The organism is Paraburkholderia sp. MM5496-R1 (genome assembly GCF_050436205.1).
GTDB lineage: Bacteria > Pseudomonadota > Gammaproteobacteria > Burkholderiales > Burkholderiaceae > Paraburkholderia > Paraburkholderia tuberum.
Window position 1 is genome coordinate 793,464 of record NZ_JBNDLT010000002.1, and the last position, 18,406, is coordinate 811,869.

At 64.4% G+C, this 18,406-nt stretch carries 17 protein-coding genes, 1 other RNA gene and 1 pseudogene; 10 read left to right on the forward strand and 9 right to left on the reverse strand.

Features of this window, described 5'->3' with window-relative positions; translation table 11 throughout:
* Positions 1 to 59: 59 nt before the first annotated feature.
* Positions 60 to 158: signal recognition particle sRNA small type (gene ffs / locus OKW38_RS10465), an RNA gene on the reverse strand.
* 508 nt (positions 159 to 666) lie between these two features.
* On the opposite strand from ffs, the gene trxA reads away from it, so the two are divergent.
* The 7 genes and pseudogenes from trxA to OKW38_RS10500 all read left to right on the forward strand — a co-directional run bounded on the left by trxA (position 667) and on the right by OKW38_RS10500 (position 7,894).
* Positions 667 to 993 (forward strand): thioredoxin TrxA, encoded by a 327-nt coding sequence (gene trxA, locus OKW38_RS10470; RefSeq protein ID WP_013089343.1) that lies wholly within the window; start codon positions 667 to 669, stop codon positions 991 to 993.
* Positions 994 to 1,274: 281 nt separating this feature from the next.
* Complete coding sequence (gene rho, locus OKW38_RS10475) at positions 1,275 to 2,543, forward strand: transcription termination factor Rho (protein ID WP_090804624.1); 1,269 nt, start codon at positions 1,275 to 1,277, stop codon at positions 2,541 to 2,543.
* A gap of 110 nt (positions 2,544 to 2,653) precedes the next feature.
* A pseudogene (locus OKW38_RS10480) lies at positions 2,654 to 3,136 on the forward strand (MFS transporter); the annotation flags it as partial.
* A 33-nt stretch (positions 3,137 to 3,169) separates the two neighbouring features.
* Positions 3,170 to 4,003, forward strand: coding sequence for a zinc-dependent peptidase (locus OKW38_RS10485; protein WP_090804623.1), 834 nt, complete (start codon positions 3,170 to 3,172; stop codon positions 4,001 to 4,003).
* Positions 4,004 to 4,183: 180 nt separating this feature from the next.
* On the forward strand, positions 4,184 to 4,447 hold the full coding sequence (locus OKW38_RS10490) for a type B 50S ribosomal protein L31 (RefSeq protein ID WP_090804621.1): 264 nt from the start codon (positions 4,184 to 4,186) through the stop codon (positions 4,445 to 4,447).
* A 307-nt stretch (positions 4,448 to 4,754) separates the two neighbouring features.
* A complete protein-coding gene (locus OKW38_RS10495; protein ID WP_429361333.1) occupies positions 4,755 to 6,512 on the forward strand; it encodes an ArnT family glycosyltransferase in 1,758 nt (585 codons plus the stop codon).
* Positions 6,513 to 6,514: 2 nt separating this feature from the next.
* Positions 6,515 to 7,894 (forward strand): MATE family efflux transporter, encoded by a 1,380-nt coding sequence (locus tag OKW38_RS10500; protein ID WP_429361335.1) that lies wholly within the window; start codon positions 6,515 to 6,517, stop codon positions 7,892 to 7,894.
* 120 nt (positions 7,895 to 8,014) lie between these two features.
* On the opposite strand, the gene OKW38_RS10505 is transcribed toward OKW38_RS10500, so the two are convergent.
* Both OKW38_RS10505 and OKW38_RS10510 read right to left on the reverse strand, forming a co-directional pair.
* Positions 8,015 to 8,425: a carboxymuconolactone decarboxylase family protein gene (locus OKW38_RS10505; protein WP_090804613.1), complete on the reverse strand. Its 411-nt coding sequence runs from the start codon at positions 8,423 to 8,425 to the stop codon at positions 8,015 to 8,017.
* Positions 8,344 to 8,871: a MerR family transcriptional regulator gene (locus OKW38_RS10510; protein ID WP_090804611.1), complete on the reverse strand. Its 528-nt coding sequence runs from the start codon at positions 8,869 to 8,871 to the stop codon at positions 8,344 to 8,346. The genes OKW38_RS10505 and OKW38_RS10510 overlap by 82 nt, the downstream gene beginning before the upstream one ends.
* A 310-nt stretch (positions 8,872 to 9,181) precedes the next feature.
* Here OKW38_RS10510 and OKW38_RS10515 point away from each other — a divergent pair, with 310 nt between their 5' ends.
* Together OKW38_RS10515 and OKW38_RS10520 are read left to right on the forward strand one after the other, a co-directional pair.
* Complete coding sequence (locus OKW38_RS10515) at positions 9,182 to 9,757, forward strand: ComEA family DNA-binding protein (RefSeq protein WP_090804609.1); 576 nt, start codon at positions 9,182 to 9,184, stop codon at positions 9,755 to 9,757.
* A 102-nt stretch (positions 9,758 to 9,859) separates the two neighbouring features.
* Positions 9,860 to 10,291: a YidB family protein gene (locus OKW38_RS10520; RefSeq protein WP_018418148.1), complete on the forward strand. Its 432-nt coding sequence runs from the start codon at positions 9,860 to 9,862 to the stop codon at positions 10,289 to 10,291.
* A gap of 180 nt (positions 10,292 to 10,471) precedes the next feature.
* Here OKW38_RS10520 and clpB read toward each other — a convergent pair whose 3' ends face one another.
* Both clpB and OKW38_RS10530 read right to left on the reverse strand, forming a co-directional pair.
* Positions 10,472 to 13,069: an ATP-dependent chaperone ClpB gene (gene clpB, locus OKW38_RS10525; protein WP_090804607.1), complete on the reverse strand. Its 2,598-nt coding sequence runs from the start codon at positions 13,067 to 13,069 to the stop codon at positions 10,472 to 10,474.
* 170 nt (positions 13,070 to 13,239) lie between these two features.
* On the reverse strand, positions 13,240 to 13,770 hold the full coding sequence (locus tag OKW38_RS10530; protein ID WP_429361337.1) for an Rrf2 family transcriptional regulator: 531 nt from the start codon (positions 13,768 to 13,770) through the stop codon (positions 13,240 to 13,242).
* Positions 13,771 to 14,036: 266 nt separating this feature from the next.
* On the opposite strand from OKW38_RS10530, the gene OKW38_RS10535 reads away from it, so the two are divergent.
* Entirely contained in the window at positions 14,037 to 14,591 is a 555-nt protein-coding gene (locus OKW38_RS10535) for a group III truncated hemoglobin (RefSeq protein WP_429361338.1), read from the forward strand.
* Between the two features lie 74 nt (positions 14,592 to 14,665).
* Here the strand turns inward: OKW38_RS10535 and OKW38_RS10540 are convergent, their stop codons facing one another.
* From OKW38_RS10540 to thrC, 4 genes are all read right to left on the reverse strand, one after another.
* Positions 14,666 to 15,142: a molybdenum cofactor biosynthesis protein MoaE gene (locus OKW38_RS10540; protein ID WP_090804601.1), complete on the reverse strand. Its 477-nt coding sequence runs from the start codon at positions 15,140 to 15,142 to the stop codon at positions 14,666 to 14,668.
* A gap of 56 nt (positions 15,143 to 15,198) precedes the next feature.
* Positions 15,199 to 15,456 (reverse strand): molybdopterin converting factor subunit 1, encoded by a 258-nt coding sequence (gene moaD / locus OKW38_RS10545; protein ID WP_184043905.1) that lies wholly within the window; start codon positions 15,454 to 15,456, stop codon positions 15,199 to 15,201.
* 45 nt (positions 15,457 to 15,501) lie between these two features.
* On the reverse strand, positions 15,502 to 16,737 hold the full coding sequence (locus OKW38_RS10550; protein WP_429363715.1) for a molybdopterin molybdotransferase MoeA: 1,236 nt from the start codon (positions 16,735 to 16,737) through the stop codon (positions 15,502 to 15,504).
* A gap of 213 nt (positions 16,738 to 16,950) precedes the next feature.
* On the reverse strand, positions 16,951 to 18,402 hold the full coding sequence (thrC, locus tag OKW38_RS10555) for a threonine synthase (protein ID WP_429361339.1): 1,452 nt from the start codon (positions 18,400 to 18,402) through the stop codon (positions 16,951 to 16,953).
* Between the last annotated feature and the right edge of the window lie 4 nt (positions 18,403 to 18,406).

The window sequence follows — 18,406 nt, forward strand, 5'->3', positions numbered from 1 at the left end:
GACTGGGGAGAAACTGCGCAGAAGCCGTGAGAACGGTCGCGGAGAAAAAAGCAAGGAAAGGTGACGAGCCCGACCCTCGGCACTGGTGGAAAACGGCTGTGGCTGCTTCGTTCCCGACCTGACCAGGTTGACCATCCCTCCATGCGAGGAGGCCCGTCACGAAGGATTCTATCATTGCCGCGCGCATTATGCGACTGTTGACATGAGCAAAACGCGAACGACGCTCCGCTTCGAACGGCTTCGCGCGGTTTGCGGCCGCTTTCTGCACGCCGCCAGACGCCCTCCCGGCCACCGCGGCGACGCCCGCCACGCGCGGCACTTGAGTTCGCCGCGCGCGACTCCATTTAGATTGCAACGCGGTCGCCGTGAGCCGCAGAAACCGGCCGACGCTGCGGCGGCGGCCTATTAGCCCCACTGCTTTGATGAGTACTATCGCCATCGGCAACGCATAGCGAATTAAGCTACACTGCCAGTTGAAAGACCCGCATACGCGACTCTTTCCGCGCATTGCGTGAAAATCCGGCGTTTTTTCAGACGGTTTTTCTGACTTTCACAGGCATGCGCGGCGAGGCTCCGGATGCGGCAAAGCGAACGGAAGTTTTCCCAGTTTTGACGTATCGTGGCGAGCAATTCAGGCGGGCCTCGAACCGAGAGAGGTATTCATAAATGAGCGAACAAATCAAGCATATTAGCGACGCATCGTTCGAACAGGACGTCGTGAAATCCGATAAACCCGTGCTGCTCGATTTCTGGGCCGAATGGTGCGGTCCGTGCAAGATGATCGCGCCGATCCTCGACGAGGTCGCGAAGGACTACGCCGATCGCCTGCAAGTCGCGAAGATCAATGTCGACGAGCATCAGTCCACGCCGGTCAAGTTTGGCGTGCGCGGCATCCCCACATTGATCCTGTTCAAGAACGGCGCCGTTGCCGCTCAGAAGGTCGGAGCTCTGTCGAAGTCGCAACTCACCGCGTTCCTCGACGGCAACCTGTAAAGCAAGCAGTACGCCGCGGCGCTCGCGGGTCCATCGCGCGCCGCAGGCAGTTGGAGAATCGGGCGCGTCGGGTGAGCAAACCGCCGCCCCCGCCGGTCAAGCGTGTTGTCAGTCGGCAACACGCTTTGCAACAAAGATGCCACGCTGCCGCACTGGCTTAAATTGGCGTGTGCTATGCTAGAATCCACAAAACGTCGAAAAGACGTGTAAGTCTTTGAGCGGTTCCGCTCACCCTCCTCCCAGATTTCATTTCGTCGCACCTTCTCCTGCGGGTTCTCCGTATGCATTTATCCGAGCTTAAGACTCAGCACGTCTCCCAATTGATCGAGATGGCCAATGGCCTCGAGATCGAAAGCGCGAACCGCCTGCGCAAGCAGGAATTGATGTTCGCCATTCTAAAAAAACGAGCCAAAGCGGGCGACACGATCTTCGGCGACGGCACCCTCGAAGTGCTGCCGGACGGTTTCGGCTTCCTGCGTTCGCCGGAAACCTCCTACCTCGCCAGCACGGATGACATCTACATCAGCCCGTCGCAAATCCGCCGCTTCAATCTGCATACGGGCGACACGATCGAAGGCGAAGTGCGCACGCCGAAAGACGGCGAGCGCTATTTCGCGCTGGTGAAGGTGGACAAGGTCAACGGCCAGCCGCCGGAGGCCTCGAAGCACAAGATCATGTTCGAAAACCTGACGCCGCTGCACCCGAACAAGGTGCTGCTGCTCGAACGTGAAATGCGTGGCGAAGAGAATGTGACCGGCCGCATCATCGACATGATCGCGCCGATCGGCAAGGGCCAGCGCGGCCTGCTCGTCGCGTCGCCGAAGTCGGGCAAGACCGTGATGCTTCAGCACATCGCGCACGCGATCAAGCAGAACCATCCCGACGTCGTGCTGTTCGTGCTGCTGATCGACGAGCGTCCGGAGGAAGTGACGGAAATGCAGCGTTCGGTGGCCGGCGAAGTGATCGCCTCGACGTTCGACGAACCCGCCGCGCGTCACGTGCAGGTCGCCGAAATGGTGATCGAGAAGGCCAAGCGCCTCGTCGAAATGAAGAACGACGTCGTGATTCTGCTCGACTCGATCACGCGTCTCGCGCGCGCTTACAACACGGTGGTCCCGGCCTCGGGCAAGGTGCTGACGGGCGGTGTCGACGCGAACGCGCTGCAGCGCCCGAAGCGGTTCTTCGGCGCGGCGCGCAACATCGAGGAAGGCGGATCGCTGACCATCATCGGCACGGCGCTGATCGAAACCGGCAGCCGCATGGACGATGTGATCTACGAAGAGTTCAAGGGCACCGGCAACATGGAAGTGCACCTCGAGCGCCGTCTCGCCGAGAAGCGCGTCTACCCGTCAATCAACCTGAACAAGTCGGGCACGCGCCGCGAAGAGCTGCTGATCAAGCCCGAAGCGCTGCAGAAGATCTGGGTACTGCGCAAGTTCATTCACGACATGGACGAAGTCGAGTCGATGGAATTCCTGCTCGACAAGATCCGCCAGACGAAGAGCAATTCCGAGTTCTTCGACATGATGCGTCGTGGCGGCGGCAGCTAACGCGCGACGTTCGTGCCGGCCGTATTAGTCGGCAACTGCAACGCATGAAAAACCGCTCGCAAACTGCGAGCGGTTTTTTTTCGTCCATCGTCCGCAGAGACAATGCGCCGCGTTTTGCGAAGCTGCTGCCGCGCAAGAAGTGGATCATCGTGCCGGGCTTCGGGGCGGCCGCGTTCGCCGCCGGGTGGACGACACGCATGTCGCCGGACGTCGGCGAGGCGGCGCTCGCCCTGCCGCTGCTGCTGCGCGGCCTGCTGTTGCTGTTCATCGTGCCGCCGGTCGCGAATCTGACGTGCCGCATCTTCTTGATCGAGGAGGAGTTCACGCACGGCTACCGGCTGAAAAACATCGTCCGGCAGTTGACCCTCTCCTTCGCGACCGCCTCGGTGATCATCGTCGAGCGGCACCGGCTCGCGCTGCATCAAAGTCGCCTCGCGGAGTCCATGAATCCGTACAATCCGGTCTACCAGAACACGCTCGCGATCGCGTCGATCAGCCGGTCGATTGCGCAGCAGGCCAGTTTGCTCGCGTCGCTCGACGGTTTCTATTTTCTGATCGGCGTCGCGATATGCGGCGGCCCGTTCGCCGCGTAGCAAAAACAGATCGACTGAAGGTGGGCTCCAAGCATGCTGTCGAAACTCACGAACTGGCTGGGCGCACGGCGTCGCGAGCGCGCGCTGCGAGACTACGCGATCGACGATTCCTTGTGGCAGGCGACACTCGCCGGCCTACCCTTTCTCACGCATCTGGAAGCGCCCGATCTCGCGCGGCTGCGCGAGATGACGACTCTCTTCCTCGCGCAGAAGGAGTTCTCGACCGCGCACGAGCTCGAGCTGACCGATGCGATGACGGTCGGCATCGCCGCGCAGGCGTGCCTGCCGGTGCTGAACCTGAGCCTCGATCTGTATCGCGGCTGGGTCGGCGTGATCGTCTATCCGGGCGAGTTCGTGATCCGCAAGACCGTTGAGGACGAAGATGGCGTCGTGCACGAAATCGAACACGACGCCAGCGGCGAGGCGTGGGAAGGCGGCCCGGTGGTGCTGTCGTGGGAAGACGCGCAGATGACCGATGGCAGCGACGCATACAACGTCGTGATCCACGAGTTCGCGCACAAAATCGACATGTTCAACGGCGAAGCGGATGGCCACCCGCCGCTGATGCGCCGCTGGCACGCGCCGCTCGATGCGCAGGCATGGGCCGATGTGTTCGACCATGCATACGATCACTTCTGTGCGAAAGTCGACGCGGTGCCCGAGCGACGCTGGGCGCGTTTCGAACGCGAGTCGCTGATCGATCCGTATGCGGCGGACCATCCGTCGGAATTTTTTGCCGTATGCAGCGAGGCGCTGTTCGTGCGGCCCCAAGCGTTCGAGGCGGAGTATCCGGAACTGTACCGACTGCTCGCGCGCTACTACCGGCAAGATCCAGCGCGCGTCGGTTTGACGTTCACGCCCATTTGAGACGCCGCGAATGTGGGCGCCGCTTGCGCCGCAAGAGAATCCGCTGGCAGAAAAATCGCCAAGCGACTGATTTTCTGCCATAATCGCGGTTTTTCGACCGTAGGCAAGTGGCTCGCGCCTGAAGGCAGTCCCATTCGAGGCTGCACGCGGGTTGGCTACCGCCAGATTAAAGGAAAGACCATGAAAGAAGGCATTCACCCGAATTACCGCGAAGTCCTGTTCGTCGACATGTCGAACGACTTCAGGTTCGTGACGCGCTCGACCATCCAGACGCGCGAAACCGCGGAATTCAACGGCAAGACCTACCCGCTCGCGAAGATCGAAGTGTCGTCGGAATCGCATCCGTTCTACACCGGCCAGCAAAAGATCATGGACACGGCCGGCCGCGTCGAGAAGTTCAACAAGAAGTTCGGCGCACGTGCTTCGGGCAAGGCAGTAAAGTAATACCGCAACGGTACCGGCTTCCGGCCGGCAACGGAGCAAACAGAAAGGGCAGCGCGAGCTGCCCTTTTTTGTCGCCTGCGCTTGTGCGCCCGCTGGTTCGCACGCCGCGCGAAGCCTTCAGCCGGAAGGAGCACGCCGCGCTTTCGCGACACTGTGTTACAGCTTGTGCATTGACGTTGCCGGGCGTTACCGGCCGTGACGTGCATCGCACGGCACGACTACAATGCCGGATGCTCGAAACGGGCCCTCGCGCCCTGACCTGCCGGGCCGCTCCGGCTGCATCGTTTATCCAGACTCCACACACCGCATGAGACCTGTCGTTCGCCTCACCGCCTCTGCGACCAGTGCGTTGCCGCGCTGGCTGCTGCTGGCCATCTGTATCGTCTACGCCTCGTTCGGCCTGTTCGGCCGCGATCCGTGGAAGAACGAGGACGCAGCCGGCTTTGGTGTGATGTGGACGATGGCGAACGGCGGAGCGCACGATTGGCTGCTGCCGAATCTGGTCGGCAAATATCTGACCGAGGACGGCCCGCTCGGCTACTGGCTCGGCGCGAGCGCGATCCGCGTCCTCGCACCGTGGGTCGACGCGAGCAACGCGTCGCGCGTGTTCACGGGCCTGCTGTTCTGCGCGGGCTGTGCGTTCGTCTGGTACGCGGCGTATCTGCTCGGCCGGCGTCCCGAAGTGCAGCCATTCAAATATGCGTTCGGCGGCGAGCCGGAACCGCGCGACTATGGCCGCACGCTCGCCGATGGCGCACTGCTGATCCTGCTCGCGTGCTTCGGCCTCGCCGAGCGCGGTCACGAGACCACGCCGCAGCTCGCGCAGTTCGTCTGCATCGCGATGCTCGTGTACGGCCTCGTGCGCATGATCGACAAGCCGATTCAGGGCGCGCTGATCTGGGGTCTCGCGATTGGCCTCGTCACACTCGCGAGCAGCCCGGTGCTGGTCGGCGCGCTGCTGCTCGGCACGCTCGCGATGACGCTGATCGTACGCGAAACGCGATTGCGCTGGCTGCTGCTTGCGGGTCTGCCCGTGGCGCTCGTGCTCGCGGTGTCGTGGCCGATCATCGCGCTCTCCGCGTTCCCGGACGACGCTGCCTGGTATCTGAACCAGTGGCTGCACGTGAGCCTGAGTTCGTTCGCGGGCCCGCCCGGCTCGGTCGCCGCGTATGCGCTGAAAAACCTGCCGCTCTTCACGTGGCCCGCCTGGCCACTCGCGCTGTGGTCGTGGTTCAGCTGGCAGGGACTGCGGCGCGCGCCGCACGTGGCGATTCCGCTGTCGGTGATCGGGCCGCTGTTCGTGCTCGTCGTGCTGCAAAGCCATCAGTCGAACCGACTCTACATGCTGCTCCTCCCGCCGCTCGCGGTACTCGCCACTTTCGCGCTGCCGACGCTCAAGCGCGGCGCGATCAACGCGATCGACTGGTTCGCGCTGCTGAGCTTCACGATCCTCGGCAGCTTCGTATGGCTCGTGTATGTGGCAGGCCTGACGGGCTTCCCGCATCCGCTCGCGCGCAATCTCGCGCGACTCGCGCCCGGCTTCGTGCCGCAGTTCAAGATTCTGTCGTTCGTGTGCGCGGTCGCGGTGACCGTGTGCTGGTTCCTGCTGGTGCGCTGGCGCCTCGCGCGTCATCCGAAGGTGCTGTGGCGCAGCGTCGTGCTGTCGAGCGCCGGCACCACGCTGATGTGGGTGTTGCTGATGACGCTGTGGCTGCCGGTCGTCAACTACAGCCGGACCTATCGCGACGTCGCGCAGCAGATCGCCGCCCATTTGCCCGATGACTACACGTGCATCGCGCCGGTGCGCCTAGGCAATGCGCAGATCGCGACATTCGCGTATTTCGGCGACATGCATTTCTCGTTCGACCAGGACTGCGACGTAATCCTGCGTCAGGACTCGCAGGACTACGGCAACCCGAGCGCGATGCCCGACTACGTCTGGAAGCTCGTGTGGGAAGGCCGCCGCGCCGCTGACCGCGACGAGCGCTTCCGCCTGTACGTGCGCATCGACCGTCCCAAGCCGCCGCCCGCCAAGCGCCGCAACTGGCACAAGAAGCGCGACTGACCATGTTCGCCGACGTACGGAAGATCGCCGCGCTCGCGTGGCCCGTATTGATCGGCCAGTTGGCCATCATCGCGTTCGGCGTGATCGACACGGCGATGGTCGGGCGCTACTCGGCCGTCGATCTGGCCGCGCTCGGCCTCGGCTCGTCGATCTACGTCTCGGTCTATATCGGCCTGACCGGCATCCTGACCGCGCTGCAGCCGATCACCGCGCAGCTGTACGGCGCGCGTCGCTACGGCGAGATCGGCGAAGAGGTCCGCCAGTCATGGTGGCTTGCCGCCGCGCTGACCGTGATCGGCTTTCTGATCCTGTTCTTCCCCGGACCGCTGCTGGCGTTGTCGCGGGTGCCCGACGCGCTGCACGAGCGCACGCTCGCGTACCTGCGGATTCTCGCGTTCGGGCTGCCCGCCGGCCTCGCCTTCCGGGTCTACGGCTCCGTTGCCAATGCGCTCGCCAAACCGCGGCTCGTGATGTTCCTGCAGATCGCCGCGCTGCTGCTGAAAATTCCGCTCAATACCTGGTTCATTTTCGGCGGCCTCGGCGTGCCCGCGCTGGGCGGTCCGGGCTGCGCGCTCGCGAGCACGCTGCTCAACTGGGCACTCGCGGCGCTCGGCATGCTGCTGCTCGCGCGCGTCGACGATTTCAAGGCACTCGGCATCTTCACGCACTTCTGCTGGCCGGTCTGGAAGCGCCAGGCCGCGCAACTGCGGCTCGGTATTCCAATGGGGCTGTCGTATCTGATCGAGGTCACGTCGTACACCTTCATGGCGCTTTTCATCGCGCGTTTCGGCACGACGACGCTCGCCGGGCACCAGATCGCCGGCAACGTCGGCGCGGTGCTCTATATGACGCCGCTGTCGATCGGCATCGCGTCGTCGACGCTGGTCGCGCAGGCGCTCGGCGCGCATCGGCCGCAGGCGGCGCGCACGCTGTCGCGTCACGGCATCGCGATGGCGGTTGCGATCGCGTGCTGCTATGGCGCGCTCGTGCTCGTGCTGCGGCCGTATATCGTCGACGGCTATACGACGAACGCGCAGGTGGTGGCGAAGGCGTTGCCGCTGGTGCTGATCGTCGCCTGCTACCACCTGTTCGACGCGTTGCAGATCTCGACCGCGTTCGTGCTGCGCGCCTACAAGGTCGCGGTCGTGCCGACCATCATCTATGCGGTGGCGCTGTGGGGAGTCGGGCTCGGCGGCGGCTATGCGCTCGGCTTCGATACGACCGGCCTCACGCCGCCCTGGCTGACCGGCGCGCGCGGCTTCTGGGTCGCCAATACCGCAAGTCTCGCGATTGCCGGGCTCGGCTTGCTCGTGTACTGGCGATTCGTGAGCCAGCGCTATTTGCGCGAGGCTGCGGCGGTGCTGGTTGATTCGGCTGTTTGAGGGGATGGAGGGTTGCGAAGGCCACGAATAGCACCGACCGGACCGTCAGTTGCGCCCAAGCCGGGGTGAGAGTCGACCTGTTCTGCATCCGCCTTTCCTTCCCCACGCAGCTCAGCCCGCTCACGCCGCGTATGCGGCCTGCCCCTCCCGATCCTTGGCCTCGAAAATTTCCCGCGCCGCGAACAGCGCATTGAGCGCGGCCGGAAAGCCCGCATAAAGCGCCATCTGCATGAACACCTCGACGATCTGCTCGCGCGTGCAGCCGACGTTCAGCGCCGCCTCGATATGTACCTTCAGTTGCGGCTGCGCGCAGCCGAGGGTCGCGAGCGACGCGATCGTCGCAATCTCACGCGTGCGCAGATCGAGCTGCGGCCGGCTGTAGATATCGCCGAAGCCGAATTCAATCAACAGGCGTCCGAATTCCGGCGCGACGGGCGCGAGCGCGGCGATTACCTGCTCGCCCGCCGAACCGTCGATTTCCCTGAGCTTGTCCCAGCCCCGCGCGTAGCGGTCGTTGTGTGCGTAGTCCATTGCGAGTCCTTATCGGGGTGTGAGGGCGACGAGGCTTCGTCATCCTGTCGTGCCGGGTCAGGCTCAAGCGCGCCGCTCGTGGCCGCCTCGTAGTACGCGATCTTGTCGTCGATCGCGCCGAGGTTGCTCTGCAGATCGGCGATCCGCGCGAGCAGCGCGGTGCGATGCGCAACCAGCAGGTCGCGGCGTGCGCGCATCGTCGGATGGCCTTGCGCGCGCAGCGCGGCGATCTGCTGCATGCCGGAGATCGACATGCCCGTTGCCTTCAGACGCATCACGAAGCGCAACCAGTCGAGATCGGCCGGCGAGTACAGCCGGTGCCCCGTCTGCGTGCGTCCGACCGGCCGGATCAGGCCGGCCTGTTCGTAATAGCGCAGCGTGTGCGTGGACACGCCGATCGTTTCGGCGACCTGACCGATGGTGAGCGCGGTTGAGTGTTTCGACATGACGGACTCAGGTTAGGACTTCGAGTGCACTCTAAGTCAAGCGTCGGACGCTGTCATTCCTTTGCGTTGCTCATTCTTTATCGCAGACGAGTTATCGCGATCGATATCGACCGATAAATTCACCGGCACTGCATGCCGCCAAAAGCTTTAAATATTGTGTGGTGGATTTACTTGTCATCAATCGATCGGTATAAATCGTCCGCTATCTCAAATCGGGCCTGCGATTTGTCCTATGCTTAAACGCAGCGCCCGCTGACAGGATAGGTCGTCCGTTCCCGGCTAACTTTTTGCCCTCAATGGAGTGCTTGCCATGCTGAAGAAGCTTTTCATGCTTTGCGTCGCTGTGGCTTTGTCGCTGTCGGCCGGATTTGCCGCGGCCGTGGAAGTGAATACCGCCGATCAGGCCACGCTCGAATCGGTCAAGGGCATCGGCCCCGTGCATGCGAAAGCGATTCTCGACGAACGCGCCAAAAACGGCCCGTTCAAGAACGCCGACGATCTCGCCGCGCGTGTGAAGGGCATCGGCCAGAAATCGGTCGAGAACCTCGAAGCGGCCGGACTGACGATCAACGGCTCGTCGGCACCGCCGACCGGCGCGAAGACGTCCACCAAGCCGGCCACGAAGACCACACCGGCGGCTCCCGCGGCAACCACCGCCGCCGCGCCCGCTGCCACGACGGCAGCGCCGGCCGCGGCTGCCCCCGCCTCGGCCGCGAAGCCGTCGAAGTCGAAGAAGAAGGACAAGGCCGCAGCATCCGAAGCGGCAGCCGCTTCGGCTCCGGCCGTCGCGGCTAGCGCACCGGCCGACGCGTCCGGCACCAAGGCTTCGAAGAAGAAAGCGAAGAAGAGCAAGGCGGCATCCGCCGCGGCTGCGTCCGGCGCTTGAGCCCGGCGGGGCTGCCGCCCTTGCGTTTCACCGCGACGCGCAACCGCGCGTCGACGTCACCCGCCCGGCCGTCATACGCGCCGGCATTGAAGAGAGACCGTCATGAGCCTACTCGACACCATCGGTTCCCTGCTTGGCAAATCGCCAGAAGGCGGCGGCCAGCAAGCGCTGATCGCCGCCGCGCTCGAATTCGTCAACAACCAGCCTGGTGGCCTGAACGGCCTGATCCAGCGCTTCCAGGAAAAGGGCCTCGGCGACGTCGTGTCGTCGTGGGTCGGCAATGGCGAAAACCAGCCGATCGCACCCGACGCGCTGCATAACGTGCTGGGCTCGGAAGCCGTGACCGGTCTCGCCGCCAAGGCCGGCGTCCAGCCGGATCAGGTGACGGGTCTGCTGTCGCAGATCCTGCCGCACGTCGTCAACGCGGCCACGCCGGAAGGCGAAGTGCCGGCCGATGGCAAGCTGAACGCGACCACGGTGCTCGGCGCGCTCGGCGGCCTGTCGGCGCTGCTCGGCAACAAGGGCAACGCTTGAGCACGCTGTGCGCCATGCGCTGGCGGCTTGCAGAGACCTTCGCTCCACGGTGATGCCACCGGTTTGAAATCGGCGGCCAAAAGAAAACCGGCAACGAAGTCACCTTCGTTGCCGGTTTCTTAACGTTGGCGGGAACGACTCGCCTGCCGTCGTCCCTTCGCATCATCAAGCCCATCGCCTTCAGTGCACGACGCGCTCGAACAGCAGCTTGCCGTCGTCCACTTCGACCGGAATCACATCCTTCGGACCGAACTTGCCGGCCAGAATCAGCTTCGCGATCGGGTTCTCGATCTCCTGCTGGATCGCGCGCTTCAGCGGCCGCGCACCGAACAGCGGGTCGTAGCCGACCTTGCCGATGTGCTCGAGCGCCGCGTCCGACACCACCAGCTGCATGTCGAGCTTCGCGAGCCGCTCGTGCAGACGCTGCAGCTGGATCCGCGCGATCGACTGGATGTTCGAGCGATCGAGCGCATGGAACACGACGACGTCGTCGATCCGGTTCAGGAACTCGGGCCGGAAGTGCAGCTTCACCTCTTCCCACACGGCGTCCTTCACGGCTTCCTGCGGCTCGCCGACCATCGCCTGGATCACCTGCGAACCGAGGTTCGAGGTCATCACGATCACCGTGTTCTTGAAGTCGACGGTGCGGCCCTGGCCATCGGTCATGCGGCCGTCGTCGAGCACCTGCAGCAGCACGTTGAACACGTCCGGATGCGCCTTCTCGATTTCGTCGAGCAGGATCACGCTATACGGCTTGCGGCGCACGGCCTCGGTCAGATAACCGCCCTCCTCGTAGCCGACGTAACCCGGCGGCGCGCCGATCAGACGCGCGACGCTGTGCTTCTCCATGAACTCGCTCATGTCGATACGGATGAGATGCTCTTCCGAATCGAACAGGAACGACGCCAACGCCTTGCACAGCTCGGTCTTGCCGACGCCGGTCGGCCCGAGGAACAGGAACGAGCCATACGGACGGTTCGGGTCCGACAGACCCGCGCGCGAGCGGCGAATCGCATCGGCGACCGCGCTGATCGCCTCGTCCTGGCCGACCACGCGCTCATGCAGCTTCGACTCGATCTGCAGCAGCTTTTCGCGCTCGCCCTGCATCATGCGCGACACCGGAATGCCGGTGGCCCGCGACACGACCTCGGCGATTTCTTCCGCGCCGACCTGCGTGCGCAACAGACGCGGACGCTTCGGACTGTTCTGCTCCTCGGCCTCGGCGCGCGTGACTTCCTTCAGCTGCGCCTCGAGACCCGGCAGCTTGCCGTACTGCAACTCGGCCACCTTCTCGAGCTTGCCCTCACGCTGCAGACGCACGATTTCCGCACGCGTCTTCTCGATCTCTTCCTTCAGTTGCGCGCTACCCTGCACCGCCGCTTTTTCCGCGGTCCAGATTTCATCGAGGTCCGAATATTCGCGGTTGAGCCGCTCGATTTCCTCTTCGATCAGCTGCAGACGCTTCTGCGACGCTTCGTCCTTCTCCTTCTTCACCGCTTCGCGTTCGATCTTCAGCTGGATCAGACGACGGTCGAGCCGATCCATCTCCTCCGGCTTCGAGTCGATTTCCATCTTGATCTTCGACGCGGCTTCGTCGATCAGATCGATCGCCTTGTCGGGCAGGAAGCGGTCCGTGATGTAGCGATGCGACAGCTCGGCGGCCGCGACGATCGCCGGGTCGGTGATGTCGACGCCGTGGTGCAGCTCATAGCGCTCCTGCAGACCGCGCAGGATCGCGATGGTCGCCTCGACCGACGGCTCGTCCACCAGCACCTTCTGGAAACGGCGCTCGAGCGCGGCATCCTTTTCGATGTACTTGCGGTATTCGTCGAGCGTGGTCGCGCCGACGCAATGCAGTTCGCCGCGCGAGAGCGCCGGCTTCAGCATGTTGCCCGCGTCCATCGCGCCTTCGGCCTTGCCGGCGCCGACCATCGTATGAATCTCGTCGATGAAGACGATGGTTTGCCCTTCGTCCTTCGCGATGTCGTTGAGCACCGCCTTCAGGCGCTCCTCGAACTCGCCGCGATACTTGGCGCCCGCGAGCAGCGCGGCCATGTCGAGCGACAGCACGCGCTTGTTCTTCAGCGTTTCCGGCACTTCGCCGTTGACGATGCGCTGCGCGAGCCCCTCGACGATCGCGGTCTTGCCGACGCCCGGCTCGCCGATCAGCACCGGGTTGTTCTTGGTGCGGCGCTGCAGGATCTGAATGGAACGGCGGATTTCGTCGTCGCGGCCGATCACGGGGTCGAGCTTGCCTGCGCGGGCGCGCTCGGTCAGGTCGATCGTGTATTTCTTCAGCGCTTCGCGCTGGCTTTCGGCGTCCTGGCTATGCACCTGCGAGCCGCCGCGCACCGCTGCGATCGCGGTTTCGAGCGCCTTGCGCGACAACCCATGCTCGCGCGCGAGACGGCCGGCCTCGCCTTTGTCGTCGGCGACCGCGAGCAGGAACATTTCGCTCGCGACGAACGTGTCATTGAGCTTCTGCGCTTCCTTATCGGCCTGGTTCAACAGACCGGTCAGTTCGCGGCCGATCTGCACGTTGCCATCGGTGCCTTGCACTTGGGGCAGCCGCGTGACCGCGTCGTTCAGTGCGGTTTGTAGAGGTTGTACATGCACGCCGGCGCGCGACAGCAGCGAGCGAGCGGAGCCGTCCTGCTGCGCGACGAGTGCCGCGAGCACGTGGACGGGTTCGATGTACTGATTGTCGTGGCCAACCGCCAGACTCTGGGCGTCCGCGAGCGCTTCCTGGAATTTAGTGGTGAGTTTGTCGATTCTCATCAAGAGACCTCCAATTTCGATTACCACCAAAATGAGGCGTTTTATTAGGGTTTCAAGCGCTTTTTTGGCCTCGGCCGCAACTATTTGACATTTGAGCGCAAGAACTGCCGCGATCCTTCCCCTGTGGTGCGGCCGGGCGGGTTTGCGCACCCGGGAGCCGGCCGGATGTTCTAGTTCTTGCGGCCCAGCGTCGCCGGACTGCCGCCGCGCGTGCTATCCGATACCACCGTAATCGGCAGCGGCACCATCTGAATCGTGGAGCCTAACCCGAGCAACGCCGCGAGCGGACTTTTCGGTTGCGCGACTTCGCCGATCGTAAAACGATCGAGCTCGGCGAGAAAAGCGAGGTTCGCCGCCTGCAACGCGCCACGCAGCCGGCACTGCGTCGTGATGACGCAAGGCCGCTGTCGGCCCTGCCGGTCCGGCAGACAGCCGACCAGCGCAAAGTCGCTTTCCGTGACCCGCACCACGTCGCCGACGGTCAGCGACAGCGATTGCGCGCCGAGCCGCAAGCCGCCGTTGCGGCCGCGCACGGTTTCGACCCAGCCGAGCTCGCCCAGCTGCTGCACGACCTTCATCAGATGGTTCTTCGAGATGCCGTAGGCTTGCGAAATGTCCTGAATCGTCGATAATCCGTCGCCCCGCACCGCGAGGTACAGCAGCACGCGCAGCGCGTAATCCGTATAGTCGGTAAGTCTCATAGGTCCCGGTATAGCTTGAAAGGCTGCGAGCAAGCGCCTTGAACGTCCCGATAACCGCGTCGAGGCAAGGGTTGCCGGGAACGAGCGCTACGCCCTGGCATGACTGGCTGGCATGAGTGGCCGGCGGGCGTCGTTCCCCGAATCGCGCTGCAATACAGTTTCGGATAGCAATAGTAGCTTTTTCCGCATCAACCGTTTGTTAGAAAAACGGGGGGGTCAAGGTTCAGTTCAGCCGTCATCGGCAACCGCAATTTTCTGGAATCCGCATGAATCCGTCTTTCCCCGCCGCGCCGCCGGTCGAACGCGCGGCCGAACCCACCGACGCCAATATCCGCGACCTCGTCTATGGCTTTTACGATCGCGTGCGTGCCGACCCGCTGCTCGGTCCGGTCTTCGACGCGAAGCTCGCGGGCCGCTGGGACGACCATCTGCCGAAGATGTGCACATTCTGGAGCAGCCTCGTGCTCGGCGCGAAGCAGTATCGCGGCAACGTGCAGCAGGCGCATCAGCCGCTCGAAGGCATCGAGCCGCAGCATTTCAGCCGCTGGCTGTATCTGTTCCTCGATACGGTCGAATCGCGCTATCAGCCGGCCGCGGCGGTCCGTTTCATGGAACCGGCGCTGCGGATCGCGCAGAGTCTGCAACTGAGCCGTTTCGGCTGGGATTACAAGATCCCGCCGGAGCAGCAGGCGCTGCTCGAGCGGGTGGCGCCGAAGCGTCGGCCGCGAGTTGGCGACGTTGACGACGATGGCGAGCATCCGTCGCGGCAGGCTGGGGAGCCGTTTCCGGTGCCGATCACCGGACGCTCGCGGGACGAGTGAACGTCGGCCGGCGCCGACGCTCCTGACACAAGGAGGCCGCGTGCGCCGTCGCAACTCCGCGGCCCGCGACTCGTTTACTCCGGAGTCCGATTTCCCGAATCGATTCCCCAGCGCGCGAGCGCGGCATCGTCGGTCACGCGCGCGTCGACCCAGCGCTCGCCCGCGTCGGTTTTCTCCTTCTTCCAGAATGGCGCTTCGGTCTTCAGATAGTCCATCACGAATTCACACGACGCAAACGCGTCGCCGCGATGCGCGGCCGTCGTCGCAACGAGCACGATCTGATCGAGCGGATACAGCTTGCCGACGCGATGCACGATCAGCACCTCGATGCCCGGCCAGCGTTCGCGCGCACGCTCGACGATCGCCTCGAGCGACTTCTCCGTCATGCCCGGATAATGCTCGAGCTCCATCGTCTCGACCGCGCTGCCCTCGTTGAGATCGCGCACGGTGCCGACGAAGCACGCGAGCGCGCCGATCCTCGGATTGCGCGCGCGCAGCGCGGCCACCTCGGCGCTGAGGTCGAAGTCTTCGGTCTGGACGCGAACGGGCATGGACAGCTCCTGAGGGCTTTTGTCGCTGGCGTGAACGTGATGTGCGAGAGCGCGGTTCAGCCGCCGGTGACGGGCGGAAAGAACGCGACCTCGCAGCCCTCGGTGATGCGGGCGCTCGCGCCGGTCATCACGTGGTTGCAGGCCATGCGCAGCGCGCGGCCTTCGGCGAGCGTCTCGGCCCAGATGCCGCCACGCACGCGCAGCCACGCGCGCACATCGCCGACGGTCGCGATGCCGTCGGGCACCTCGACGCTTTCGTCGGACGTATTGAGCGCTTCACGCACGCTCGCAAAATATCGGAGTTCAATCTTCATCGGAATACCGCCGGTCTATGCCGCGCATGCCGCGGATGACCGCCCTCAGTTCAACAGTTCGGAAAACGGAATGAAGCGCACGGTTTCGCCGGCGCTGATCGCGTGGTTCGGCGGATTGTCGACCAGACCGTCGCCCCACACGGTCGACGTCAACACGGCCGAACTCTGATTGGCAAACAGATCGAGCCCTCCCGCCACGTTGACGCGCGCGCGCAGGAACTCGTTGCGGCGATCGGCCTTGCCCTGCGTGAAGTCCGCGCGCAGCGACAGCGCGCGCGGCGCGACCGCCTGCACGCCGGCCAGCCGCAGTACGAACGGACGCACGAACAGCAGGAACGTCACGAAGCTCGACACCGGATTGCCGGGCAGGCCGATGAAAAACGTTTCGGCCGGCTCGCCCCCATTTGCACCACCCGCACCACCCGCACCACGCCGCACCGCGCCGAACGCGAGCGGCTTGCCCGGCTTCATGGCGATCTGCCACATCGACAGACGCCCTTCGGCCTCCACCGCCGGCTTCACGTGATCCTCCTCGCCGACCGACACGCCGCCGCAGGTGAGAATCAGATCGTGCGCCTCGGCGGCTTCGCGCAGCGTCGCGCGGGTCGCGTCGAGTTGATCGGCGACGATGCCATAGTCGGTCACCTCGCAGCCGAGCTTCTCGAGCAGGCCGCGCAGCGTGAAGCGATTCGAGTTGTAAATCGCGCCGGGCTTCAGCGGCTCGCCGGGCATCGTCAGTTCGTCGCCGGTGAAGAATACGGCGACTTTCACGCGGCGGCGCACCTCGAGCCGCGCGCATCCGACCGACGCGGCAAGCCCCAACGCCTGCGGCGTGAGCCGCGTGCCGGCCGGCAGGATCACCGAGCCCGCGCGAATATCGGCGCCCTGTGCGGTGATCCACTCGCCCGCCTGCGGACGATGCACGATCGTCACCTCGTCGCCAGCCGCCTCGGTCTGCTCCTGCATCACGACCGCGTCCGCGCCGGCGGGCACCGTCGCGCCGGTGAAGATGCGTGCCGCGCTGTTGGGCGCGAGCGGCGTCGGCGCATGGCCGGCCGGAATGCGTTGCGAGACCGGCAGGCGGCTGCCGTGCACGAGATCGGCGATGCGGACCGCGTAGCCGTCCATCGCGCTCGTGTTCATCGGCGGCACGTCGAGCGGCGACGTGACGTCGGTGGCGAGCACGCGATTCAGCGCGTCGAGCGTCGGCAGCGTTTCGATATCGTCGAGCGCGCGCGCGGCGTCGAGCAGGATCGCCAGCGCATCGGCAGTGGCGAGCATCGGAGCGCGGGGCGTGGGTGTGGACATCTGGAGGGTGCAAGCCGCAGGTTAAAAGAACATTGTAGCGGCCGATGCCGTTAGCCTGGGCGGCCGGGCGTTATGGGGAGCTGTTTGTGTTTTTCGATGCGTGGCCGCGGAGGGTGCGGCCAGCGTTTTCTCGTAGTGCGGGCGTTGGCGTCAATCAACGTGAAGCGACACGCGGCCCGCTCGCCCTTATTCGCCGGTATTCGCGACGATGAAGTCCTTCACCCGCTGCGCATCCGCGGGCACGACCTCGAAGCGCTGCGGCAGCGACTCGAGCCCCGAGAACGCCGCCGGCCGCTCCGGCTCGCGCAGCAGCGCCTCGCGGATCGTCTCGCCGAACTTGATCGGCTGCGCGGTCTCGAGCACGATCATCGGAATGCCGGGCTGCAGATGCTCGCGCGCGACCTTCACGCCGTCGGCCGTGTGCGTGTCGATCATCGTGTCGTAACGCTGGAACACGTCGCGGATCGTGTCGACGCGGGTGTCGTGGCTGCTGCTGCCCGACACGAAACCGAACTCCCTTACGCGCGCGAAGTCGCCACTTGCCGCGAGATCGAAACCGCCCTTCTCCTCGACGTCGCGGAACAATTGCAGCACGCGCGCCGGATCGCGGCCGAGCAGGTCGTACACGAAGCGTTCGAAGTTCGATGCCTTCGAGATGTCCATGCTCGGGCTGCTCGTGTGATACGTCTCGGCCGCCTTGCGTACGCGGTAGATACCAGTGCGGAAGAACTCGTCGAGCACGTCGTTCTCGTTGGTCGCGACGACGAGCTTCTCGATCGGCAGACCCATCATGCGCGCGATATGACCCGCGCACACGTTGCCGAAGTTGCCCGACGGCACCGTGAACGACACGCGCTCGGCGTTCGACTTCGTCGCGGCAAAGTAGCCCTTGAAGTAATAGACGACCTGCGCGACGACCCGCGCCCAGTTGATCGAGTTGACCGTGCCGATCTTGTACTTCGCCTTGAACGCGTGATCGTTCGACACCGCCTTCACGATGTCCTGCGCGTCGTCGAACACGCCTTGCACCGCGAGGTTGAAGATGTTCGGGTCTTGCAGGCTGTACATCTGCGCGGTCTGGAACGCGCTCATCTTGTTGTGCGGCGACAGCATGAACACGCGGATGCCCTTCTTGCCGCGCATCGCGTATTCAGCGGCGCTGCCGGTGTCGCCCGACGTCGCGCCGAGAATGTTCAGCGTTTCGCCATGCTTCGCGAGCGCGTACTCGAACAGGTTGCCGATCAGTTGCATTGCCATGTCCTTGAACGCGAGCGTCGGACCGTTCGACAGTTCGAGCAGCGACAGCGGCGCGCCGTCTTCGACGCCGAGCGTCTTCAGCGGCGTGATCTGCGCGGCGCTTTCGTCGTCGCGCACGTTGCAGTAGGTCGCCGCCGTATAGGTCTTGCGCGTCAGTGCGCGCAGGTCGTCGGCGGGAATGTCGTCGCAGAACTTCGACAGGATCTCGAAGGCGAGATCCGCGTACGGCAGCGTGCGCCAGCGCGTGAGTTCATCCGGGGTGACGCGCGGATAGTCGGCCGGCAGATACAGGCCGCCGTCTTTCGCGAGACCGCCGAGCAGGATCTCGGAGAAGGTATGGCGCTCGCCGGCTCCGGCGCCGCGCGTGGAGAGGTAGTTCATAGTT